The following is a 20,052-nucleotide window of genomic DNA, read 5'->3' as shown; positions in this document are numbered from 1 at the left end:
CTAAACCAAGGTAGCACGTAACATTTCTCTTTTTCCCAGTGCACCAGGCGCCTTTTCAATTTTAAAACCTAATGACTTCATAGATCTTTTCAAGTTTCCAGTAATGGCATAAGTAACGAATACTCCCCCTTTCCGTAGAAATTGACTGACATGGGCTAAAGTTTCCATTGTCCACATTTCAGGTTGATGAATTTCAGCAAATGCATCAAAATAAATTATGTCAAAAAGCTCATCAGAATTAAAATTCATCAATTTTAGATGTGCTATTTCAAGATTAATATCCTTAGTCATTTGAACTTTATCGTTTAATGCAATAGAATAACCATCTTGAAAGGACTTCCATATAGTATCTTCAACATATCCTTCGTACCCAGATTCTATTAAAAGTTTTTGAGATAACGGATAAGCTTCAATCCCAACATAACGAAGTCCAATTGACTCTTTATGGCAAAAATCTGCTGTAAGAAGAAAATTCAATCCAGTCCCAAACCCTACTTCAAGGATAGAAACGACTTGTTTATTTTCTTTCGCTAACCAATGTTTCAGACCAGTAGCAAGAAAAACATGTAAGCTTTCTTGTAATGCTCCATGTCTAGAGTGATAGTGTTCACCTATCTCGTGTTGATATAAAGTTTTTGATCCGTCAGCAGTTTTAACAAATTCCATCTCATTTTTTTCTCAAATGTAGAATAAAAACAACTATTTTAGCATTAGCAAATTTCATAAATGAATAACATTCTTAAAAATTACGGGAATATTATCCTCCTATTAGTTGGAATAACTGTAGGTAGTTTCATAGGAATATTCCTACCTGAATTCGTCCCTGTCTTAAAACCAATTGGAGATATTTTCTTGAATCTACTCTTCGTTGCCGTTATTCCCTTGTTATTCTTTGCGATTTCTTCCTCGATAGCAAATATCGAAGACAGTAACAAACTCGGAAAAACAATAGGAATTATGACTATTGTTTTTGTCCTCACCATAATAATAGCTGCTGTGGCCACTATAGCAGGACTTTGGGTTTTCCCGGTAACTGCCGAAAAAGATGTATCAGCAGTTGTTGAATCCCTTACAACGGACACAAATGAAACCTGGGGAGATCGAATAGTAAGATTTTTATCAGTCGATGAATTTGCAAATCTTTTATCTAGGAAAAGCATATTAGCTTTTGTCATATTTTCTCTATTGGTTGGAACAGCTACACGTAAGTCTGGTCAAGCGGGTAAGGATTTCACCAATTTCCTAAATGCTGGAAATAAAGTTATGGAGAATCTTCTAATATTGATCATGAAGGCAGGTCCAATCGGACTTGGTGCTTATTTCGCATTTCAAGTAAAAACATTAGGACCTGAGCTATTTGGTTTTTATGCTAAGCCTCTAGGTTTTTATTATGGTTTTGGTCTGCTATTCTTTTTTGTATTTTATACTCTCTATGCTTTTCTTGCAAGAGGTTCTTTGGGAGTAAGTTCATTTTGGAAAAACAATATTCCACCTTCCTTAACCTCCATAAGTACCTGTAGCAGTCTAGCAACTTTACCAGCCAATCTTATTGCAGCGAGAAAAATAGGCATTCCAAAAGAAATTGCCAATATTGTCATCCCGATTGGCAATACATTATATAAAAATGGTTCTTCAATCTCTTCAATTTTAAAAATATATGTTGCTTTTTCAATATTGGGTTGGAATTTCTTCGAACCTGCAACATTAATCACTGCTGTTGGTATCACTGTATTGGTTTCCATGGTGGCTGGAGGAATTCCAAATGGGGGATTCATTGGTGAAATGTTAATGATTTCAATCTATGGCATACCAAATGAAGCTGTTCCTGCTATTTTAATCATAGGAGCTCTAGTGGATCCACTAGCAACTGTCTTGAACGCCACTGGTGACACCGTGGCTGCGATGTTAGTCACACGGTTTTCAAAAGAAAAATTCACCTCTGATCAAGCTGATTCATAATCAATTACCCAAAAACCATTTTTTAATTAAGAAAGATTCTAAATAGCTCTTATTTTTTGGCAAATTCATTCCTTGATGTACAAATATGTAAATTTGCAGTTGATCATATTTATATCAAAATAAGATGAAGAAAAGTTCAATCATTTTAATCGTTATTATTGCAATTTCCATTGCAATGATACTTGTCATATATACAGATTCTAGCACCTATTCCAATTTTGAACAAGCTCGGGAAAAGAAAACTGAATTGTATGTTGTTGGTGTTTTAAACAAAGAAAAAGAATTGATTTATAATCCAGTTAAGGATGCCAATCACTTTTCTTTCTATATGTATGACAAGGATAGCACTGAATGTCAAATCGTATTTAAAGGATCAAAACCTCAAGACATCGAAAGATCTGAACAAATTGTTTTGACTGGAAAAATGGAAGGTGAAGTTTTTCATGCTAGCAAAATTTTGATGAAATGTCCATCGAAATATAATCAGGATCAAATGGAAGTAATCGAGAGTACATCGACTCAATCAACAGCATTGATTAACTAATAAAAAATACCACAATATTATATGGACGTAAATTACGTTGGAGAAAACTTACTGCCCGGGCAAATTGGCCAGTTTTTCGTTATTTTAGCATTTGGAGCCGCTTTATTGTCTTTCATTTCGTATTTTTTTGCGTCAAAGTATCCTGAAGAGAACTCTTGGAAAACATTGGGTCGTATTGGTTTTTGGATCAACGCAACATCCATTGTTATCATAGGGGCAACCCTATTTTATATCATCTATAATCATCTCTTTGAATACCATTATGCCTATGCGCATTCCTCCATGACCCTTCCAACTCATTATATAATTTCAGCATTCTGGGAAGGACAAGAGGGAAGCTTTTGGTTATGGATGTTTTGGCAAGTTGTCTTGAGCAGTATCCTGTTATTTAAAGCCAAAAGCTGGGAAAGTCCAGTGATGACTTTTGTAATGCTTTGTCAGCTTTTCTTATCCTCCATGTTGATTGGAGTAGAAATTTTCGGAAGCCGTATCGGTAGTTCGCCTTTTATTTTATTACGAGATGCGATGAATTGGCCAATTCTACAGGACCCAGACTACCTTAGCATGGTTAAAGATGGTCGGGGATTAAATCCATTATTACAAAATTATTGGATGGTGATCCACCCTCCAACCTTATTTTTGGGTTTTGCATCAATGATTGTACCTTTTGCTTATGCAGCAGCAGGTCTTTGGCAAAAACGTTTCAAAGAATGGATAAACCCTGGATTACCTTGGGCTTTGTTTGCTGTAATGATTTTGGGTGCTGGTATAATCATGGGATCTTTTTGGGCTTATGAAGCCTTAAACTTTGGTGGATTTTGGGCTTGGGATCCTGTGGAAAACGTTTCTATAATTCCTTGGCTGACCCTGATTGCGGCTGTACACGTTATGGTTGCCTTTAAAAATACTGGACATGCCTATTTTACAGCAGCCTTTCTTTGTTTAATTAGCTTCATTCTTGTAATCTATGCTTCTTATTTAACGCGTAGTGGTATTCTTGGAGAGACTTCTGTTCACTCATTTACAAGCTTGGGAATGTCAGGTCAACTGATCTTTTTTAACATCGCTTTTTTTGTAATTATGATTTTATTACTTGTTTTTCGCAAAAAAGAGATGCCAATCACTAAAAAAGAAGAAGATATTTACTCTCGTGAATTTTGGCTATTCATAGGCGCTTTAGTACTTACAGTTGCCTGTGTACAAATGATTGCTACAACCTCAATTCCAGTATTCAATGCTATTTTCGACACTAAGGTAGCTCCCCCACTTGATCCAATTGCTCATTACAACAAATGGCAAGGTGCCTTTGCTGTTGTAGTAATGCTATTAACAGGGTTTACTCAGTTTTTAAAATACAAAAGAACGGACTCAAAAAAGTTTTGGGCCGCCACCATCGCCTCATTAATTTTTGCCTTGGTCATTGCAGCTGGAATTGTTTATGTTATGAAAGTATACACGAACATCATGTATATTTTACTCACATTTACAGCTGTATTTTGCATTTTGGTTAACGTAAAAGTACTTAGTGAATCTTTTAAAGGAAAATGGAGACTAGCTGGTTCAGCAGTTTCTCATATTGGATTTGGATTGTTACTAATAGGCGCTTTAGTCGCAGCTGCCACGAACGAGATAATATCGGTAAATAGTGCAAATTACATTGCTGTAGCTGGATTTGACGAGGTGGAAAAACCAGGCGACAACTTATTTTTAACAGAAAATGAGCCAGTCCAAATGGGCAAATATAGAATCACTTATATAGGCGATAGTGTAGCTGCCCCAAACGTATATTATAAAATAAAATACGAAGAAATCGATGAAGAAACCGCAGAGGTAAAGAACTCATTTATTTTAAGTCCATTTGCCCAAAACAACCCTCAAATGGGTGGACTCATAGGTACTCCGGGAACAAAACATTTCCTCACACATGACATCTATACCTTGATTACTGCAGCAGCTTCTGATTCTCAAAAACCTGCTCAAGGCCAACAAGAAAATCAAAGTGCTGGATTTGAAGAATACGAAGAGCCTGCTACATATCAAGTGTCAATCGGCGATACACTTCGCTACAGAAATGGATTCTACATCATAGAAGGCATTAATAAAGATGCAACGCTTGAAAACATGCCTAAAGAAGCGGATGATCTTCTGGTTGGTTTAAAAATTAGAGTAGTCGCATCTGAAGGGAAAGAATATCCAGTAGAGCCTATTTTCTTAATCAAAGCAGGCAATACTTTTGACTTCTTTAAAGATGTTCCAGAACAAGGTTTGAGGTTCAGGTTTACAAAAATATTACCAGATCAAAATAAGTTGGAATTAATGGCTTATCAAAAACCACTACCTGAGAAAAAATGGGTGGTATTTAAGGCGATTAAATTCCCCTATATAAATTTTTTCTGGTGTGGAACCATAGTCATGACCATCGGATTTTGTATGGCAATCTTTCGCAGGATAAAAGACGCAAAGTTTAAAGGTGTAAAATCCACCTGACCATGAAAATTGTATTAATCGGTAGTGGAAATATAGCAAGCCATTTAGGGAAAGCATTTACAGCATCTGGTCATACTATAAGCCAAGTATTCAGTAGAACATTAATCAATGCCACAACATTGGCTAATGTTCTTTCTGCTCAAGCCATTAATAATTTAAAGCAGTTAGATCAAAGCGCTGATTTATATTTTATAGCGGTAACTGATACTGCTATTACCAAGGTAATAAGCCAACTACCATTACACCTTCAAGGAATTGTTGTTCATTGTTCAGGAGCGAGTTCTATTGAGGTCTTGTCAATTTTTAAAAATCATGGCGTGGTATACCCTATTCAAAGCTTTTCAAAGCAGACCATCCAAGATCTATCACATACACCATTCGGAATTCAAGCAAACAATGAGTCAACACTAAATGTTCTAAGGGATTTAACGTCCAAAATTTCTCAAAAAGTATTTCTATGTTCAAACGAACAAAGAATGTCGATCCACGTAGCGGCAGTTTTTGCGAATAATTTCACCAATGCAATGTACGGAGTAGCCTATGAAATATTGAATCAGCATCAATTACCTTTTGAGCTGATCCTACCAATTATTAAAGAAACGGCTGATAAAGTACAAACGAGTGCTCCAAAACAGGTTCAAACCGGCCCCGCGCAAAGAAATGACAAAATCACAATGGAAAAGCATTTACAGTTTATTAGTTCCAATCCTGATTGGCAACTTATTTACCAAAAAATATCAACCCTTATTACAAAAACTAGAGAGAACGATTCATAAATTTAGGAATTCAGCAAATCGTCATTCTTAATCCTAAATCTTTCATTATCATCAATGAACTTACTAATTTTGCAGCTAAGATAACCCGTATTTGATTCTGAGGTTAAACGTGGCACATTTATAGATGAATCAATATTTTGGGAATAATAAATATTTTTGAAATTAGAATAATATTATTATCATGCCTTTTAGAAAACTCATCCTGGGGATCATTTTGGTTATCAACCTAATCATCATCTCATTCGGTTTAATTTTTACATCCAGTTGGTTTTGGTTATTATCGATTCCACTTCCGCTCTTAATTGTTGCGTTATACCATAGTTTTCAGACAAAACATGCTATTTTACGTAATTATCCTGTAGTTGGTTTCTTTAGATATTTTTTTGAATCTATTCGACCTGAATTAAGACAATATTTTTGGGAGTCAGATACAGACGGACGTCCATTCAATAGGCGCCAACGCTCCATTGTCTATCAACGCGCAAAAAATCAGCGTGAAACTGTTGCTTTCGGTATGCAAAGTGATCCCCAGGCCATTGGAAATGAATGGGCTGCGCACAGTATTTTTCCAGTCCATATAGAAAATCACAATCTTCGAACTTTAGTCGGCAATAGCCAGTGTAAACAGCCTTATAATTTAAGTGTGTTTAACATATCAGCTATGAGTTACGGAGCCTTAAGCCGAACTGCAATCACGGCCTTGAACAAAGGCGCTGCTTTACAAAATTTTGCTCATAACACTGGAGAGGGTGGAATTAGTCAATACCACATCAGCGGTGGAGATTTAATTTGGCAAATTGGTACTGGATATTTCGGATGTCGAGATGAAAATGGATATTTTGATCAGAATTTATTCAGAGAAAAGTCTACTCGACCTTACGTAAAAATGATTGAATTAAAGCTCTCTCAAGGAGCAAAACCAGGACATGGAGGTATTTTACCTGCTGCTAAAAATACGCCAGAGGTAGCCGCCATTCGTCATGTTGTCCCCGGAACAGATGTCATGTCTCCACCAGCTCACTCGGCTTTCAATTCAGCAACTGGTATGATGGAATTCATTCAGAAACTTCGTGAACTATCTGAATACAAACCTGTAGGCTTTAAACTATGTATTGGAGATAAACAAGAATTTATAGACATATGCCAGGCAATGCAAGAGACTCAAATTATGCCTGATTTCATATCCATTGATGGGTCAGAGGGTGGAACCGGTGCAGCTCCTTTAGAGTTTACGGACAATCTTGGAATGCCATTATTTGATGCTTTGGCCTTTGTAACTACAACCTTAATTAACTTCGGTTTAAAAAAACACATTAAAATCATCGTTTCTAGTAGAATTGTTACTGGTTTTGACATTCTGAAAGTCATTGCCTTAGGAGCTGATGCTTGTTATAGTGCAAGGGGAATGATGTTCGCATTAGGCTGCATTCAAGCTCTAAAATGTAATGAAGATGTATGCCCGGTTGGCGTCGCTACACAAAGGCCTCATCTTTACAAAGGTTTAAATGTTGATGATAAATATGTTCGGGTGGCTCAATTCCACCGGAATACGATCCGTGCAACGGTAGAAATCATGGAAGCCTGTGGCTTCAATACTTTAGAAGAGGTCTCAGCCGACAAATTTTTTAGACGGATTGATAGTCAAACGACATTAAGCTTTCAGGAGATTTATTTTAAAAACACAGGAAAATTGGTAAATAACCGAAGTGATTTTGCTCCGGAAGTATTTGACTAGTTCAACCTATTTTAAGTTATTAAAAACTATCTCTAAAATTTGTTGAGCTTGTTGCATAGATCCCCTATCTACGCCGTTCAATGCTTCAGAGATAGTTTTTTCAGCTTGTAACATACATTTTTCTTTTAATTTGTGTCCCTGTACCGTCAAGTAAATTTGATTGGTACGTTTATCTCCTGTGCTGCAAACTCTCACTAATAATTTTTGTTTTTCCAAGTTTGATATCAAACGGGAAACACTTGGCTTATCTCGAAAAGTAAGTTTTGCTATTTCTTGTTGACTCATTCCTTCTGTTTCCCATAGAAAAAAAAGCACGCTCCATTGCTCAGCTGTTATATTTAAGCCATTGGCTTTAAAGTTTCGCTGAAGTCTCCTGCCTATTGCTGTTGAAACGCGTCCAGTAAGAAAGGAATAGAATTCATTTGCATACAAAGAATGTTTAATCATTATATAAAAGGTTGGTTTGGTAATAATAAGTGTACATGCAATTAAAAAATTAATTCGCATAAAACCAAATATTTTCAATCAATAGCTCGTATTAAAGATCAAGTATCCAATTGTATGTGATTTTAACTAAAAAAATCATTAACTTTATCCATATGGATAATCCTTATATAATCGGTTTATTAGTTATTGCGGGTGTTCTTTATAAGATTTATGAATCTTTTAAAGAAGAACAAGCAAAAGCAAAATTAAGAATGGAAAAGCTTAAGAAGCAGGCTCAGGAACAAGGTCATGTTCAAATACCAACGCCTCAAGTAAAAACAAATACCGCAGAGAATGTATTTAAAAGGTCACCAACGACTTTTTCTGAAAAATTCAACTCAACTCAAGAAAAAGACAGGGAAAAAATGGGGAGTGATAAAAAAACAACAAAACTTAAAAAACTAACTCTAAATGTGCCTGAGCTTGAAATTTTAGATAATATACCTGCGTTTGACCTTCGCCAAGCTATTATTCAACAGGCAATATTAAATAGACCTCACCAAAACTAAATTAATTTAAAGGATTTTAAATTGGTCTTGATCATTTAAAAAAGGGAATTTTTCTCTGCTTTCCTCTAAATCTTTTGGGTATATTGTAAATGTATATAGATCCTCATCCTCTGGTTTGTAATATACCACGTCTCCGCTAGGAGATATACACATGGAGCCGCCTGAATAATACACTTCATTTCCGTCGTGACCGACCCGGTTTACACCAATGACAAACGCTTGATTTTCTATTGCTCGGGCAGGGATTAAAGTTCGCCAATGGGCAGACCGTTTATCTGGCCAACTCGCTGTATAAATCAATAAATCATAAGCAGAATTTTGATTTCTACTCCAGGCTGGGAATCTCAAATCGTAACAAACCATAGGACAAATTTTCCAACCTTTGAGCTGAAAAATGATCCTTGACTTACCAGCAGTAAATATCTTATGTTCTCCAGCTAAAGAAAATAAATGCCTCTTATCATAATGAACAAAACTCCCATCTGGAGACATCCATACAAATCGATTAAAATAATGATTCTCCTCCTGAATAATTAAAGATCCTGCAACCACGCAATTAAATTTTTTGGAAGTTTCATATAACCAATGCATTGTTTTCCCTGACATGGTCTCAGCACACTTCTCAACATTGGTTGTGAATCCAGTATTAAACATTTCAGGTAGTATAATAAGATCCGTTTTTTCGCGCAAAGCAGATAACCTTAATCCAAGATTCTGAAGATTTTTGTCAACATTCTCCCAGAATAGATATGCTTGAAATGTGGTTATTTTTAAAGGCTCCATTCTTTAATTATTCTCAATATTTTCTCGTATAGAATGTACCAAATTATGAAAATCTACGCATATATCATAATTTACTTGCTGCGATTCATCAGACCATCAGCTAGAGCTAATAGATCAGTCTTCTGGGTGATTGATGTCCCAACTTTCTCTAATTGACTATATGCCAAACTCATATACCTTTGTTTCATTTGTTCAGCGTATTGATCTACTTTTAACTCGGAATAAAGAGTTTTCATGCGTCTTATTTTTTCATTCCCCGCTATTGTATTATCTTCCAAAAGGGAATTAAATTCGTCAAGGTTTTCACCTGATGCCATCTGTTGTGTTCGAATCCAAAAAATTGTTTTCTTATTGCTCAGGATATCTCCTCCTACTTGTTTACCAAAGGTGGCAGGATCACCATAAACATCTAAATAATCATCTTGCAATTGGAAAGCTATCCCCAAATTGACCCCGAAATCATAAATTAGTTCCTGTTCGATTTGATCAACATTTGCTAAGATTGCTCCCATTTGCAAAGCCCCACCTAATAAAACAGACGTTTTCAAGGTAATCATATGAATATATTGGGATTCAGTAACATCTGCTTTATCCTCAAAGTCCATATCCAACTGTTGTCCTTCACAAACTTCCAAAGCAATCTTATTAAAGACATTCAGCAATGGAGCAATTTTGTCTATAGGACACTTTCCTAATTCTTGATAAGCTTTAACAAGTAAAGCATCTCCCGATAGAATGGCTACATTATCATTCCATTTCTCATGGACACTATCTTGTCCTCTGCGAAGTGGTGCTTTATCCATAATATCATCGTGTATTAAAGAAAAGTTGTGAAAGTATTCTATGGCAGCGCATGCAGGCAGAGCTTGTGCAAAATTATTCTCGCCAAAAAGTTCTGAGGCCATCAAAACCAACATGGGCCTGATTCGCTTACCCGATAAAGAAAGAATGTATCGTATAGGATCATATAAATCAGCAGGTTGATCTGGAAATTCTGCATCATGTATATATTGCGAAATCAATTTTGATAAAGGGTGCTGTTCAAACATAATAATTTAATATTCCCACGAAGATAAACAATTTGCGAGGAATTGAACTGACCGATAAGTTTGAAATTAACGTTGGTCTACGTAAATTGCAGCAATTAGACTCAAATATGCGTATACTCATAATTCACAATCAATATCAACATGTAGGGGGAGAAGATTTTGTGATGCAACAGGAAAGTGATGCATTAAGGAGGAATCATACTGTTGAGTTTTATAGCGTTAAAAACACAAAAGGATTTCAGGGGTATAAACAATACCTACTTTATCCTCTGAACTGGATTGAATCTAAGAAAATTTCTACTTTCATCGCAGATTATAAGCCAGATTTAATTCACATCCACAACTTACACTATGCCTTAGGCCCTTATTTTATACAAAACGTAAAAAAGCTAAAAATACCAATGGTTATGACTCTTCATAATTTCAGGCTAATTTGTCCATCTGCCACATTATATCATGAAGGTCACATTTATTTAAGATCATTAAACTCAGGTTTTCCCTGGGATGCTGTAAAAAAGAAAGTTTTAGAGGATTCTTTCTTTAAAACATTTTGGACAGCTCTGACCTATCGAATTCACAGAAAAATTGGTACACTAAAAAACATTGAAAAATACATTGTTTTATCTGATTTCTCTAAATCAATCTTTCAACGTTCCGAATTTGGCGTCTATATCGATAAATTCGTGGTCAAACCTAATTTTGTTAAAGTATTACAACCTACTGAGGTCATCAGGGACAATAGTTTTGTTTTTCTTGGAAGGCTCTCACAAGAAAAAGGAATAATCCCTCTTTTACATGCGTGGAAAGCCACAAACCACAAACTAAAAATTTTTGGAACCGGACCACTGCAGGAAGAAGTAGAATTAATTGTTAAAAACAATAAAAACATTATCTATTATGGATTTCAAAATAGACAAACACTTAACAATCATATCGCTGGTGCATTAGCTGTAATTGTCCCTTCATTATGCTATGAATCAATGCCTTTAGCTGTTATTGAAGCTTTTGCTTTAAGAACTCCAGTTCTTGCAAGCAATATTGGAATATTAACAGAAATGATCGTACCTTTATCTACAGGAATGTTATTTGATCCTCACGACCATAGCGATCTGGTATCCGTATTAGATAAGTGGCAACAACTGCCTATCGACTCAATAAATGAAATTAAAGAAAATTGTTACCAGCAATTTCTTGAAAATTACAGCGAGGACATCGTTATGAATAGGTTAGAAACTATATATCAGGACGTCCTTTCGAAAAATAACACATAAAAGTTATGAATATAATTGTCATGGATAAATTAGGCTTAGCGACTCAAATTGAGGAAGCCTTAGCCACAGTATACGACCCAGAATTAAAACCTGCAAACATATTGGATTTAGGTTTAGTTTATGAGATCATTACAAAGGAAAATAAACAGGCTAAAATAGTTATGACATTAACGGCACCAGGCTGTCCGGTTGCCGGTGAATTAATGACTGAAGTGCAAGAAAAAGTAGCAGCAATAGAGGGTATCGAAGAGGCTGTTGTAGAATTAACTTTTGATCCCCCTTGGACGAGAGATATGATGAGTGAAGAGGCAAAATTAGATTTGGGTTTTCTGTAATATAATGCAAAAAATTAGCCAAGCTAGAAGATGTAGATTCAAAAATCTAATGTAGCGATATAACCTCACTAATCTTATAACCATCCCAACGATATATTTGTTGGTTGGATGATTCCTTATAGTGTGGGTGTTTAGCATCAATATCGTCATTTTGTCCAACAAGCGTGTTCTTGAAAATGATCGAAGAATCCCCTTTATGTTCACTAGGGAATAGGATGTTTTCTTCTACGAAAAACACACCTGCATCTGACACACTCATCTTCTGTGGAAATTGAATGAGATTTGTTCCATTCCAGGCGAAATAATAATAAAGTGTAGGAATACCGCATGCTTCACTTAAAAATGCAATTCGATGGATATTTTCAATATTTTTCAGGCCCATGGAAGGTAATAGTTTCGTCTGAAGACCTGTTTGCCCATCTAATTGCGCGTGGAAAGCTTCTTTTGTGATAAAATCACCCTCATTGTTAAAAACTTTTACTTCACATTCGTAATATTGACTGCTGCATTCTGAAGACGAGTAGAACTTCTTCATCCCATAGATAAACAAGTTTCCATTTTGATGTTTCGTGCCATTTAAAGCGAGCAGGCCAATCCAAATAAAACCTTTACGCTTCTGGTGGTCTTTCATATAGCAGATCTCATGCCATGGCGCGTAAAACCCCCGCACCATACTACCCATAAATGCTTCACTATTGATTATCACAACCTTACCATGTATAAGTGAATCGATGACTTGAGATTGCAAATTAGGATATTCTCGGATATAAGCAACATCGGCAAAAACATATGCCGTATCCGTGTTTTGAAAATTCCACAAATTAAACTCTTCGTCTAATGCATAGGCTACAGGCTCTTGCGAATGAGTGAAACGTAATAGCCCCAAAAAGAGAAATAGCAAGTAGTATCGATTCATATTCTTGATTATCATGTCTATAATGACGGTTAAAAGGCAGGTATTAGTAGTGGATTTCTCCTTTTATGGAAAGGATACGCTTGTCTACTTGTTGGGTGATAATCCTTGCTTTAATTCGCTCCTCTTTAAGTTTCCTAAATATAGAAGTACTCCATTGACTTGGCCAGGCCTGAAAATCGACAGAGCAATAAAATGGATACAACGTTTCTTTATTAGGGGCAGGCTTGGTGATAGTTTCAAAAGTTGTATTTAATAGATAATCACCGATATGTTGTTTGTAAAATCTATAGAACATTTTATCCGGTAGAGAGAGTTGTAAAGTACTATTGTACTTCCAAGCATGTTCAATACTCGGCACCATGTTCTCTTGTACCTGTAACTCTTCTATCTGGTTGAAATCATCATCGTATGCATAAGTGATTGATGAATCTCGTTGAACAATAGAATTGCTTTTTATTTGAAGGTCAAAATAATTACCGTAACTTTTAGCTAGATGGGATACCGTAAGTCCTGTATATTTCTGCATTAAATAACCCAGCAGAGGTGTTTCTTGCAATGGCAGTACACTCCAAAGCATTAAGGTTTGTTCTGTCGTATCGAGATCACGTACCATGGGTTTATCCTGCAAATCTTGTTTTAGTCGCCAGGTACCACTAACCATGGTTTTATGTTTTTTCACAGTAGCTTCGACATATAATGCACTGTCTCTTTGGATATAGAAGAAATGTTTGCGATTCACCAAGTTTCCAAACCCTAGAAGCTCACCAACGCGTGACCAAGCATTGTGGTCCAGTAATAAATTTTGTAATTTTTCGAAATTCTTCTTCTCATCCAATCCTATTTGATAGATTAGGTATTCACGATTAAATATAACCTTAAGTTGATTGTTAAGCGTGATACTGACGATGGATTTTTGCTTGTCAATGAAATTGATTTGTTCTGGATAATGATTCGCAAAAAATGAAAAACATTCATCGAAACTATCTAGGGGCAAAATGCCATAAAATTGTCGCATATCCGGATCGATACTGAATAAATATAGTCGAGCCGGAACGGTAATTCCGGCATCGAATATAAAATTTTTCATTCGACCATTACCCTTTTCTAGCCCTAGAGAATTACTGGATCTAGAAAGGAGATTTAGTAGATTATCGAGTATTAAGTCATCAACTGCAATTGATAAAATGCTCGTGCTTGATTTACTTACAAATTGTTGATCGATTTTGTTTTTTCGAACAATGTATACTGTCCAAATCGAACCTATAATTAAAAGCAGAAATACACAAATAATGATTGCAGTTTTTTTCATCTACAGTTAATTTTCTATGGTTTCACCCACATTTTTAAGTATACGTTTGAATATGTACTGTAGTGCATTTTTATCTGTTTTTGGCAATTCCAACGATACCTCACCAAAGATCTTGTTTTTTCCTTTCATATTGGACTTCAACTGAAGATCTCCGTAAGTTGAAAGGTCTTGCAGTATTTCCTCCCAAGATGCTGTCATTGGAATTTCTAACTGACTGACAACCTTAGGAATTTCTGCAGCGTGTACAATCAAATTCGCCGAATTAGAAAATATATCTTTCCTTATTTTCGCGTTTCTGCTTGTTTTAAAACGGTTTTCTTGGATTGCTGTAATTTGTTCTGCGTCACTGCCAACAAATACCATATCCTTTTTGAAATAAATGTAGACGGGATCCATATTGTTTGGTGTTAGGATTGTATAAATACCTTTATCGTTCAGGGTAATTTGTTGTTTATCCATCCCTAAATCAAGAATATTTTTGAATAAACGCTGATCTTTCGAGGTGAACATCCATAGGAAGCTTGGAACGTATTCATCTTTTGTTTTGGTAACTTCCTGGTATTCATAATCCTGGTCATATTCATAAGCAATATATTCTTTCTTAACCTTTCGCAAATCATTTAGAAAGAAAACGTCATCGCCTCGTTTTATGTTTCCTATAGCCTTTTCATCTAAGCCAATCTCTATCGCAGTTCCAGCTAATTTCAAAAAATCTCCATTTTCTCCCAACAAAGGAGCATACCAACGTGAGAGTAATCCTGGCAATTGTTTCAGATACCCTTCCGTGCTGATATTGATCGATGCGTATGCAAGATGATTTTCAGGAAGATAATTTTTGAATTTTTTATTCATTTTCTTTGCATAAATTTTATCGAAAATTTGTGCAATTTCCTTGTCAAGACTGATATTCCCTTGTATTTTAATATTGTTTTTCTCTTGGATCAGATCCAATGTGGCGTCCTTGTACCCAAATTTTATATTTTCGAAATTAGCCCCAGAGACCGCAGATATTAAATCGTAAGGTAGGGCGTCATTATACAGATCATCCAGATTCGGAATCCAAACGCGCAGTATGTGTTTATTATCCGTCAATTTAACCGATTTGTTTTTAGCTAAATTGTCGGTAGGCTCTAGATAATTGATAAAATCACGGGATAACCAACTTGTAAACAATAGGTTTTTAATTGAGTCATTTTTAGCTTCACGAGCTTGATATGCTAATGTGGAGGCATCAAGCTGCACATCCCAAAGATCAGACGAATCAGCTTCATTCTCGGTTTCTAGGTAGCCTTCTTCATTTTCTAGCGAATCATTGAGAAGAATTTCTGCGGCTTCCTCAGCCGCTTCCAAATCAAATGCGGAATCGATTTCAAGCGTTAATTCATCGGTTTCAAATTCGGTTTCTGACCAAGAAACATCCTGGGAATCAGCCAAATCACCAGAATCTTCAGAATCCAAATAATCGTCCTCCTCAAAGGTGCTTATTGTATCGTCTAATTCGATGCCATAGCGTTCTGCTACCTCTGCATTCTTAAAATAATCGCTTTGAAAGTCACCTGTTAAGACAAGTAACGATTCTTGATTCCAAGCAGCGTGAATTTTGCCATCAGTGGAAACTCTTCTCTGGTAACCGTTGGTTTCAGGCAGCTCTTGATAACTGGAAAACATATTTTTATTCAACTGTTTATCTGCCTTTAGAGGAATTAAAATACCCTGATAATACAAGCTATCGGAACTGGCACGATATATATATGCTTGTCTATTCAGGTCGAAATCAGATTCCATAAGGCTTCCAGGATCGTAATTTACCTCGTCTGTAATACGCTGAAATACCCCTAGCTTTATGAGCGTTTCATTTAAGAGCTCCATTGAACTATTTTCCACGATCGCTCTATTGTTAATAGAAACCACGAATTGTGCGGCTGCTGGTATTTTACGGGTCAACTCCTGTGCATTCACGACCATGCTAGTGAGTGCAGAACTCGCTAGAAGAGCTAAAATTTTTATGTTCATGTTATTATTAATTATTTAAAGTGATGGTGTTTGCAAGTGAAGCTTTTCCTTCAATGAGATCAGTTGCTTTTTGTTTCAAGAATACAGCCTTTGCATTACTGGATAGCTTAGCCTTAGCATGGTTTTGAGATTTTATGACTTTATCAAATCGGATGATTTGGGTGTAAAAAGCCTGCTCAAAATATTTCCTATCGCTTTTGGATATCTTAGCATATTCTTTACCCATAGCGTGTGAATATATATATGATCTTGAGAATGTCCCCGTTTTGACATTATAATGGTAGCTGTTGTTATTACCCAGTGTGCTTTTGAAGTGCCTTCCAAGGGCCTTACTGAAAGCATTCAGTGCATTTATCGAAGAGAAGCTACAGGAAACACTCGCAATGTAATTATCGAAATCTAAACTGTATTGGACCTGGTGAATTCCCTCAGTGTTTTTTAAAATACGAATCATGTCTTGAGTTTCCGCTTGTATTTCAGCCTTTGTTGGAATTTTGATACCGTTTACACTTTTTAATTTCATTAGGGAAGCAACTTTCGTAGTGCTTTTACTAAGATTCAGGGTTGCCTTAATCGTACCCGAACCGTTACTTTTTAAAGTAATGTCCTCAACAAAGTCAAAACATCCTGTAAGCAAGCAACAGCTACAAATCAGCAAAACTACCTGAATAAATAGTCTATTAATTTTCATCTTGTGATTTTTTATCAATTTCGTTAATAAATCGGCAATACATTCAAAACTTAGTCACTTCTACCGTTTGAAAAGTGTACTAGAAATTTATTACACAAAAATACATAAAAAGAGTGTTGACAATATCCCTGAAAGCAGTGGTTTTGTTTCTTTTCTTATTTAGATAGAATCAAACCGTATTCAATGGCTAACTTAATGGCAGTGCCTAAACTTTTAGTGCCAAACTTTTCAATAAGGTTTTTGCGGTGGCTTTCTACGGTATGCGGGCTTATAAATAACTTTTCTGCAATTTGTGGTGTAGTTAACCCCGTGGAAGCGACCAATAAGATCTCTTTTTCTCGGCGAGTTAATTTTGGAATACGAACCAAACCATCTCTCACTTTTTTTCCAACAATGCTTTGGGTTTGCGAACATAGAAATTGATTTCCTCGGACAACCTCATGGATACCTGTGGTAATTTCTTCCACAGAGGTATTTTTTTGAATGTATCCACGTGCTCCTTCTTGCAACGCGCTGTTGATTACCGCATATTCATTGTGTACACTTATCATCATAATTTCCATCTTAGGATATCTCGCTTTTAACGGATTTATGAGTTCAATGCTGTTGGCATCAGGAAGGTTTATGTCCAGAAGCAGCACATCAACAGGCAGGTCTAAAAGTGCTGCCTGCATCGTTGCAGCATTCCTATAATGGCCTACAATCTCGAAAGAATCTTCTTTTTCAAGTATGTTTTTAAGCCCCTCAAGTAAAAGAGGATGGTCATCGGTAATTGCAATCTTTATCATTATGTGGTCGTCTTAGGGAACGATATTTCTACACTTGTCCCAACGTGTTTCTCTGATTGTAAATAGAACGTTCCCTTTAGAAAATCAACACGCGTTTGAATGTTAATCAAGCCTGCCGAATGGTTACCTTTAACGGCAAGTACGTCAAATCCTACACCATCATCCTCAATAGTAATAACATAGTTTTCTGCCTCCTCAACAAGCTGGATAATAATCTGACTGGAGGCGGCATGCTTTACTGCGTTATTGACGAGTTCCTGGATAATGCGATAAACCAAGAGTTGTCTTTTTTTTTCTAACCCATTTTTATAATGTAAGAATTGAACGTCTATCTCAAGCTGTCTATTGGACATACGAATGGCGTAATCCTGTAGAGCCTCATATAAGCCATATTTATACAATAAATCAGGCATTAAATTGTGTGCTACTTTACGCAGTTCCTCTACCGCTGTATCAAGCTGTGCTATTGGCTTGCGCAGGTCATGTTCATCCGGATCAATGAGTGAGGACAAACTGATTTTTGTACTAGAAAGTAAGCCCCCTAACCCATCGTGAAGATCACGGGCCATTCGCTCCCGTTCTATCTCTTGCCCCTCTAACATGGCAGTAAGGGTCGATATTTTCGCTTTTTGTCTTTCTTGATCTAAAGTTACATTATACAATTCTTTATTCTGTCTTAGGTGTTTAGTACGTTGCTTATAGGCATAAAAAAGAAGCAATACTAGGAGAACAAAAACAGAGATCAAACTAATATAATAGTTGCTTATTTTCTCCTTAAAAGAAATTTCGTTCTTGTAGTTTTCTATATCTTGTGTTCGACTTTCGGTTTCCAATCTAGATAGTTTGAGTTCCTGAGACCGCTTTTCTGATTCTAATTCTGAGAGTGCAAGCTGCTTTCTTTGATTTTCTTCATGCAGTTGCAGGTTTTCAAGTTCTTGTTGTTGTTGGATGCTACGAGCGTGCATGAGGCTGATTTGTTGTTCCTTTTTATCACCCTCAAGTTGCATGGTAACAAGTTGCTGGGTTTGGCGTTCTTTCTCAAATTGTGCCTCTAGCCTTTTTCCTAACTCGAGTTGATCTTGATTATATATGGTCTTAAACGTCTCCATATATGCTTTATGGTACCTAAGTGCCTCATCGAGATTACCCTGTTTTTCCGTGATCTCAGAGAGACCCTGGTAAATGTTTAGAACTATATTTTGATCGGTTACTGTGCTTCTTGAAACTTCCATTAGTGCATTTAACAAATAGTCTTTAGCACCTTTAATGTCCTTGTTTTTAAGCGCAATTTCTGCCATGATCCCATATGCCGAGGCTAAGTGAGTATACTGTTCGGTTTGTATTGCTTGGATTTTGGTTAATTCTGCATAATACAAAACTTTCTTTTGGTAACTATCGGGAAAGTAGTTAAAATATAGATGTGCTAAATTATTAGCAACAAATGAAAGATTAGAAGGAAAGGGAATATCAGATTTATTTTTCTCGTAGGTTTCTATAGCCTGTAGGTAGTATTTTTCCGCTTTATCACGAATCTTCCGATCGGACTGTTTCCCCAAGTATTGCTGCTCGTACATATACCCCATTAGCATGTAGGCATCAAATATTGCGATCGGATCATTTTGTTTTACAGCTAGGTCTAAAGCCAGTAAACTATATTTTTCTTGCAATTGATATTCTTGCCAGTTGGCGTAGATTGATCCCAACTCTTTGTAGAGAGACGATTTACGCGTATTTAAACTGGACGAGGGGGATGCTTTCTCGAAATAATTGATCGCATTGATAAAGCTTCTTATCGCCTCACCTTCCCAGTTACTGCGTGTTAAAATCCATCCCTCACAATAATAAACATATCCCTTAATTTCGAAGTCTTTCGATTTAGCGGCATATTGTTGCGCTTTTCTTAAATTATTGGCTGATTGTTCATGGAGGTCCGACAACTTATCATTCATCGCAGCTATTGCATATAAATTGGCGGCGTATTTCCCATCAGACTGGCTAATAGCAAGTTGCAAATTTTCTTCTAGTATCTGAGAAGCTTTATCCTCCTGTTGGTGAAAATATAATGCCGCAATATACTTATTAGCGATTGAGAACCGAGACGGATTGGAGGACTCAATACCTTCGTAATGTGATCTAAGGTTGTCTAACACCTCTTGCCCTGAAGCGCTTTTTACTAAAGACGAAAAGAATAGACTAAAAAATGCACAATAAAGAATTTGTTTAATGGGTCTTATGCTCATCCTCGCGTTTGTTCTAAAATCCAACAGTCCATATGTTAAAGTAAAACGACATAGAAGGAATTATTTTTCTAAAAGTTCAAATTAAATCTCCTTTTGGCGTGAACGAGCAAGGGAATTGATTTGGAACTAAAATTGATCTGCGAAGTTATTCTTTTTTGAAG

18 protein-coding genes are annotated in these 20,052 nt (G+C 36.2%); 8 read left to right on the top strand and 10 right to left on the bottom strand.

Annotated features, from left to right (window positions below; genetic code table 11):
- Window positions 1–666: a tRNA (5-methylaminomethyl-2-thiouridine)(34)-methyltransferase MnmC2 gene (gene mnmC2, locus AC6CHH_RS04495; protein WP_498280164.1), complete on the bottom strand. Its 666-nt coding sequence runs from the start codon at window positions 664–666 to the stop codon at window positions 1–3.
- 60 nt (window positions 667–726) lie between these two features.
- On the opposite strand from mnmC2, the gene AC6CHH_RS04490 reads away from it, so the two are divergent.
- The 5 genes from AC6CHH_RS04490 (at window position 727) to AC6CHH_RS04470 (ending at window position 7,501) form a co-directional block, all read left to right on the top strand.
- On the top strand, window positions 727–1,959 hold the full coding sequence (locus tag AC6CHH_RS04490) for a dicarboxylate/amino acid:cation symporter (RefSeq protein ID WP_498280162.1): 1,233 nt from the start codon (window positions 727–729) through the stop codon (window positions 1,957–1,959).
- Window positions 1,960–2,083: 124 nt separating this feature from the next.
- A complete protein-coding gene (locus AC6CHH_RS04485; RefSeq protein WP_498280160.1) occupies window positions 2,084–2,503 on the top strand; it encodes a cytochrome c maturation protein CcmE domain-containing protein in 420 nt (139 codons plus the stop codon).
- A 21-nt stretch (window positions 2,504–2,524) separates the two neighbouring features.
- Window positions 2,525–4,990, top strand: a complete 2,466-nt coding sequence (gene ccsA, locus AC6CHH_RS04480) for a cytochrome c biogenesis protein CcsA (RefSeq protein WP_498280158.1) — start codon at window positions 2,525–2,527, stop codon at window positions 4,988–4,990.
- Between the two features lie 2 nt (window positions 4,991–4,992).
- Window positions 4,993–5,766: a Rossmann-like and DUF2520 domain-containing protein gene (locus AC6CHH_RS04475; RefSeq protein WP_498280156.1), complete on the top strand. Its 774-nt coding sequence runs from the start codon at window positions 4,993–4,995 to the stop codon at window positions 5,764–5,766.
- 181 nt (window positions 5,767–5,947) lie between these two features.
- Window positions 5,948–7,501, top strand: a complete 1,554-nt coding sequence (locus AC6CHH_RS04470; protein WP_498280154.1) for an FMN-binding glutamate synthase family protein — start codon at window positions 5,948–5,950, stop codon at window positions 7,499–7,501.
- A gap of 6 nt (window positions 7,502–7,507) precedes the next feature.
- Here AC6CHH_RS04470 and AC6CHH_RS04465 read toward each other — a convergent pair whose 3' ends face one another.
- On the bottom strand, window positions 7,508–8,008 hold the full coding sequence (locus AC6CHH_RS04465) for a MarR family winged helix-turn-helix transcriptional regulator (RefSeq protein ID WP_498280152.1): 501 nt from the start codon (window positions 8,006–8,008) through the stop codon (window positions 7,508–7,510).
- A 92-nt stretch (window positions 8,009–8,100) separates the two neighbouring features.
- On the opposite strand from AC6CHH_RS04465, the gene AC6CHH_RS04460 reads away from it, so the two are divergent.
- The gene (locus AC6CHH_RS04460) at window positions 8,101–8,496 is read left to right on the top strand and encodes a hypothetical protein (protein ID WP_498280150.1); all 396 of its coding nucleotides are present in this window, start codon (window positions 8,101–8,103) and stop codon (window positions 8,494–8,496) included.
- A gap of 6 nt (window positions 8,497–8,502) precedes the next feature.
- Here the strand turns inward: AC6CHH_RS04460 and AC6CHH_RS04455 are convergent, their stop codons facing one another.
- Window positions 8,503–9,279 (bottom strand): amidohydrolase, encoded by a 777-nt coding sequence (locus AC6CHH_RS04455; RefSeq protein ID WP_498280148.1) that lies wholly within the window; start codon window positions 9,277–9,279, stop codon window positions 8,503–8,505.
- A gap of 71 nt (window positions 9,280–9,350) precedes the next feature.
- Entirely contained in the window at window positions 9,351–10,328 is a 978-nt protein-coding gene (locus AC6CHH_RS04450; protein ID WP_498280146.1) for a polyprenyl synthetase family protein, read from the bottom strand.
- A gap of 32 nt (window positions 10,329–10,360) precedes the next feature.
- Here AC6CHH_RS04450 and AC6CHH_RS04445 point away from each other — a divergent pair, with 32 nt between their 5' ends.
- Both AC6CHH_RS04445 and AC6CHH_RS04440 read left to right on the top strand, forming a co-directional pair.
- A complete protein-coding gene (locus AC6CHH_RS04445) occupies window positions 10,361–11,599 on the top strand; it encodes a glycosyltransferase family 4 protein (RefSeq protein ID WP_498280144.1) in 1,239 nt (412 codons plus the stop codon).
- A gap of 5 nt (window positions 11,600–11,604) precedes the next feature.
- Window positions 11,605–11,934 (top strand): iron-sulfur cluster assembly protein, encoded by a 330-nt coding sequence (locus tag AC6CHH_RS04440; RefSeq protein ID WP_498280142.1) that lies wholly within the window; start codon window positions 11,605–11,607, stop codon window positions 11,932–11,934.
- 46 nt (window positions 11,935–11,980) lie between these two features.
- Here AC6CHH_RS04440 and AC6CHH_RS04435 read toward each other — a convergent pair whose 3' ends face one another.
- The 6 genes from AC6CHH_RS04435 to AC6CHH_RS04410 all read right to left on the bottom strand — a co-directional run bounded on the left by AC6CHH_RS04435 (window position 11,981) and on the right by AC6CHH_RS04410 (window position 19,891).
- The gene (locus tag AC6CHH_RS04435) at window positions 11,981–12,865 is read right to left on the bottom strand and encodes a hypothetical protein (protein WP_498280140.1); all 885 of its coding nucleotides are present in this window, start codon (window positions 12,863–12,865) and stop codon (window positions 11,981–11,983) included.
- A gap of 28 nt (window positions 12,866–12,893) precedes the next feature.
- A complete protein-coding gene (locus AC6CHH_RS04430; RefSeq protein ID WP_498280138.1) occupies window positions 12,894–14,159 on the bottom strand; it encodes a hypothetical protein in 1,266 nt (421 codons plus the stop codon).
- Between the two features lie 6 nt (window positions 14,160–14,165).
- Complete coding sequence (locus tag AC6CHH_RS04425; protein WP_498280136.1) at window positions 14,166–16,172, bottom strand: hypothetical protein; 2,007 nt, start codon at window positions 16,170–16,172, stop codon at window positions 14,166–14,168.
- A gap of 7 nt (window positions 16,173–16,179) precedes the next feature.
- Window positions 16,180–16,863, bottom strand: coding sequence for a hypothetical protein (locus AC6CHH_RS04420; protein ID WP_498280134.1), 684 nt, complete (start codon window positions 16,861–16,863; stop codon window positions 16,180–16,182).
- A 155-nt stretch (window positions 16,864–17,018) separates the two neighbouring features.
- Window positions 17,019–17,651 (bottom strand): response regulator, encoded by a 633-nt coding sequence (locus AC6CHH_RS04415; RefSeq protein ID WP_498280132.1) that lies wholly within the window; start codon window positions 17,649–17,651, stop codon window positions 17,019–17,021.
- Window positions 17,651–19,891 carry a sensor histidine kinase gene (locus AC6CHH_RS04410; RefSeq protein ID WP_498280130.1) on the bottom strand — a complete coding sequence of 747 codons (2,241 nt, stop codon included), beginning with the start codon at window positions 19,889–19,891 and terminating at the stop codon, window positions 17,651–17,653. The genes AC6CHH_RS04415 and AC6CHH_RS04410 overlap by 1 nt, the downstream gene beginning before the upstream one ends.
- Window positions 19,892–20,052: the final 161 nt, after the last annotated feature.

The sequence above is a fragment of the Sphingobacterium sp. GQ94 genome, assembly GCF_059758715.1.
Note: the sequence above shows the minus strand (reverse complement) of the source record. Positions and strands in the feature narration are given on the sequence as shown.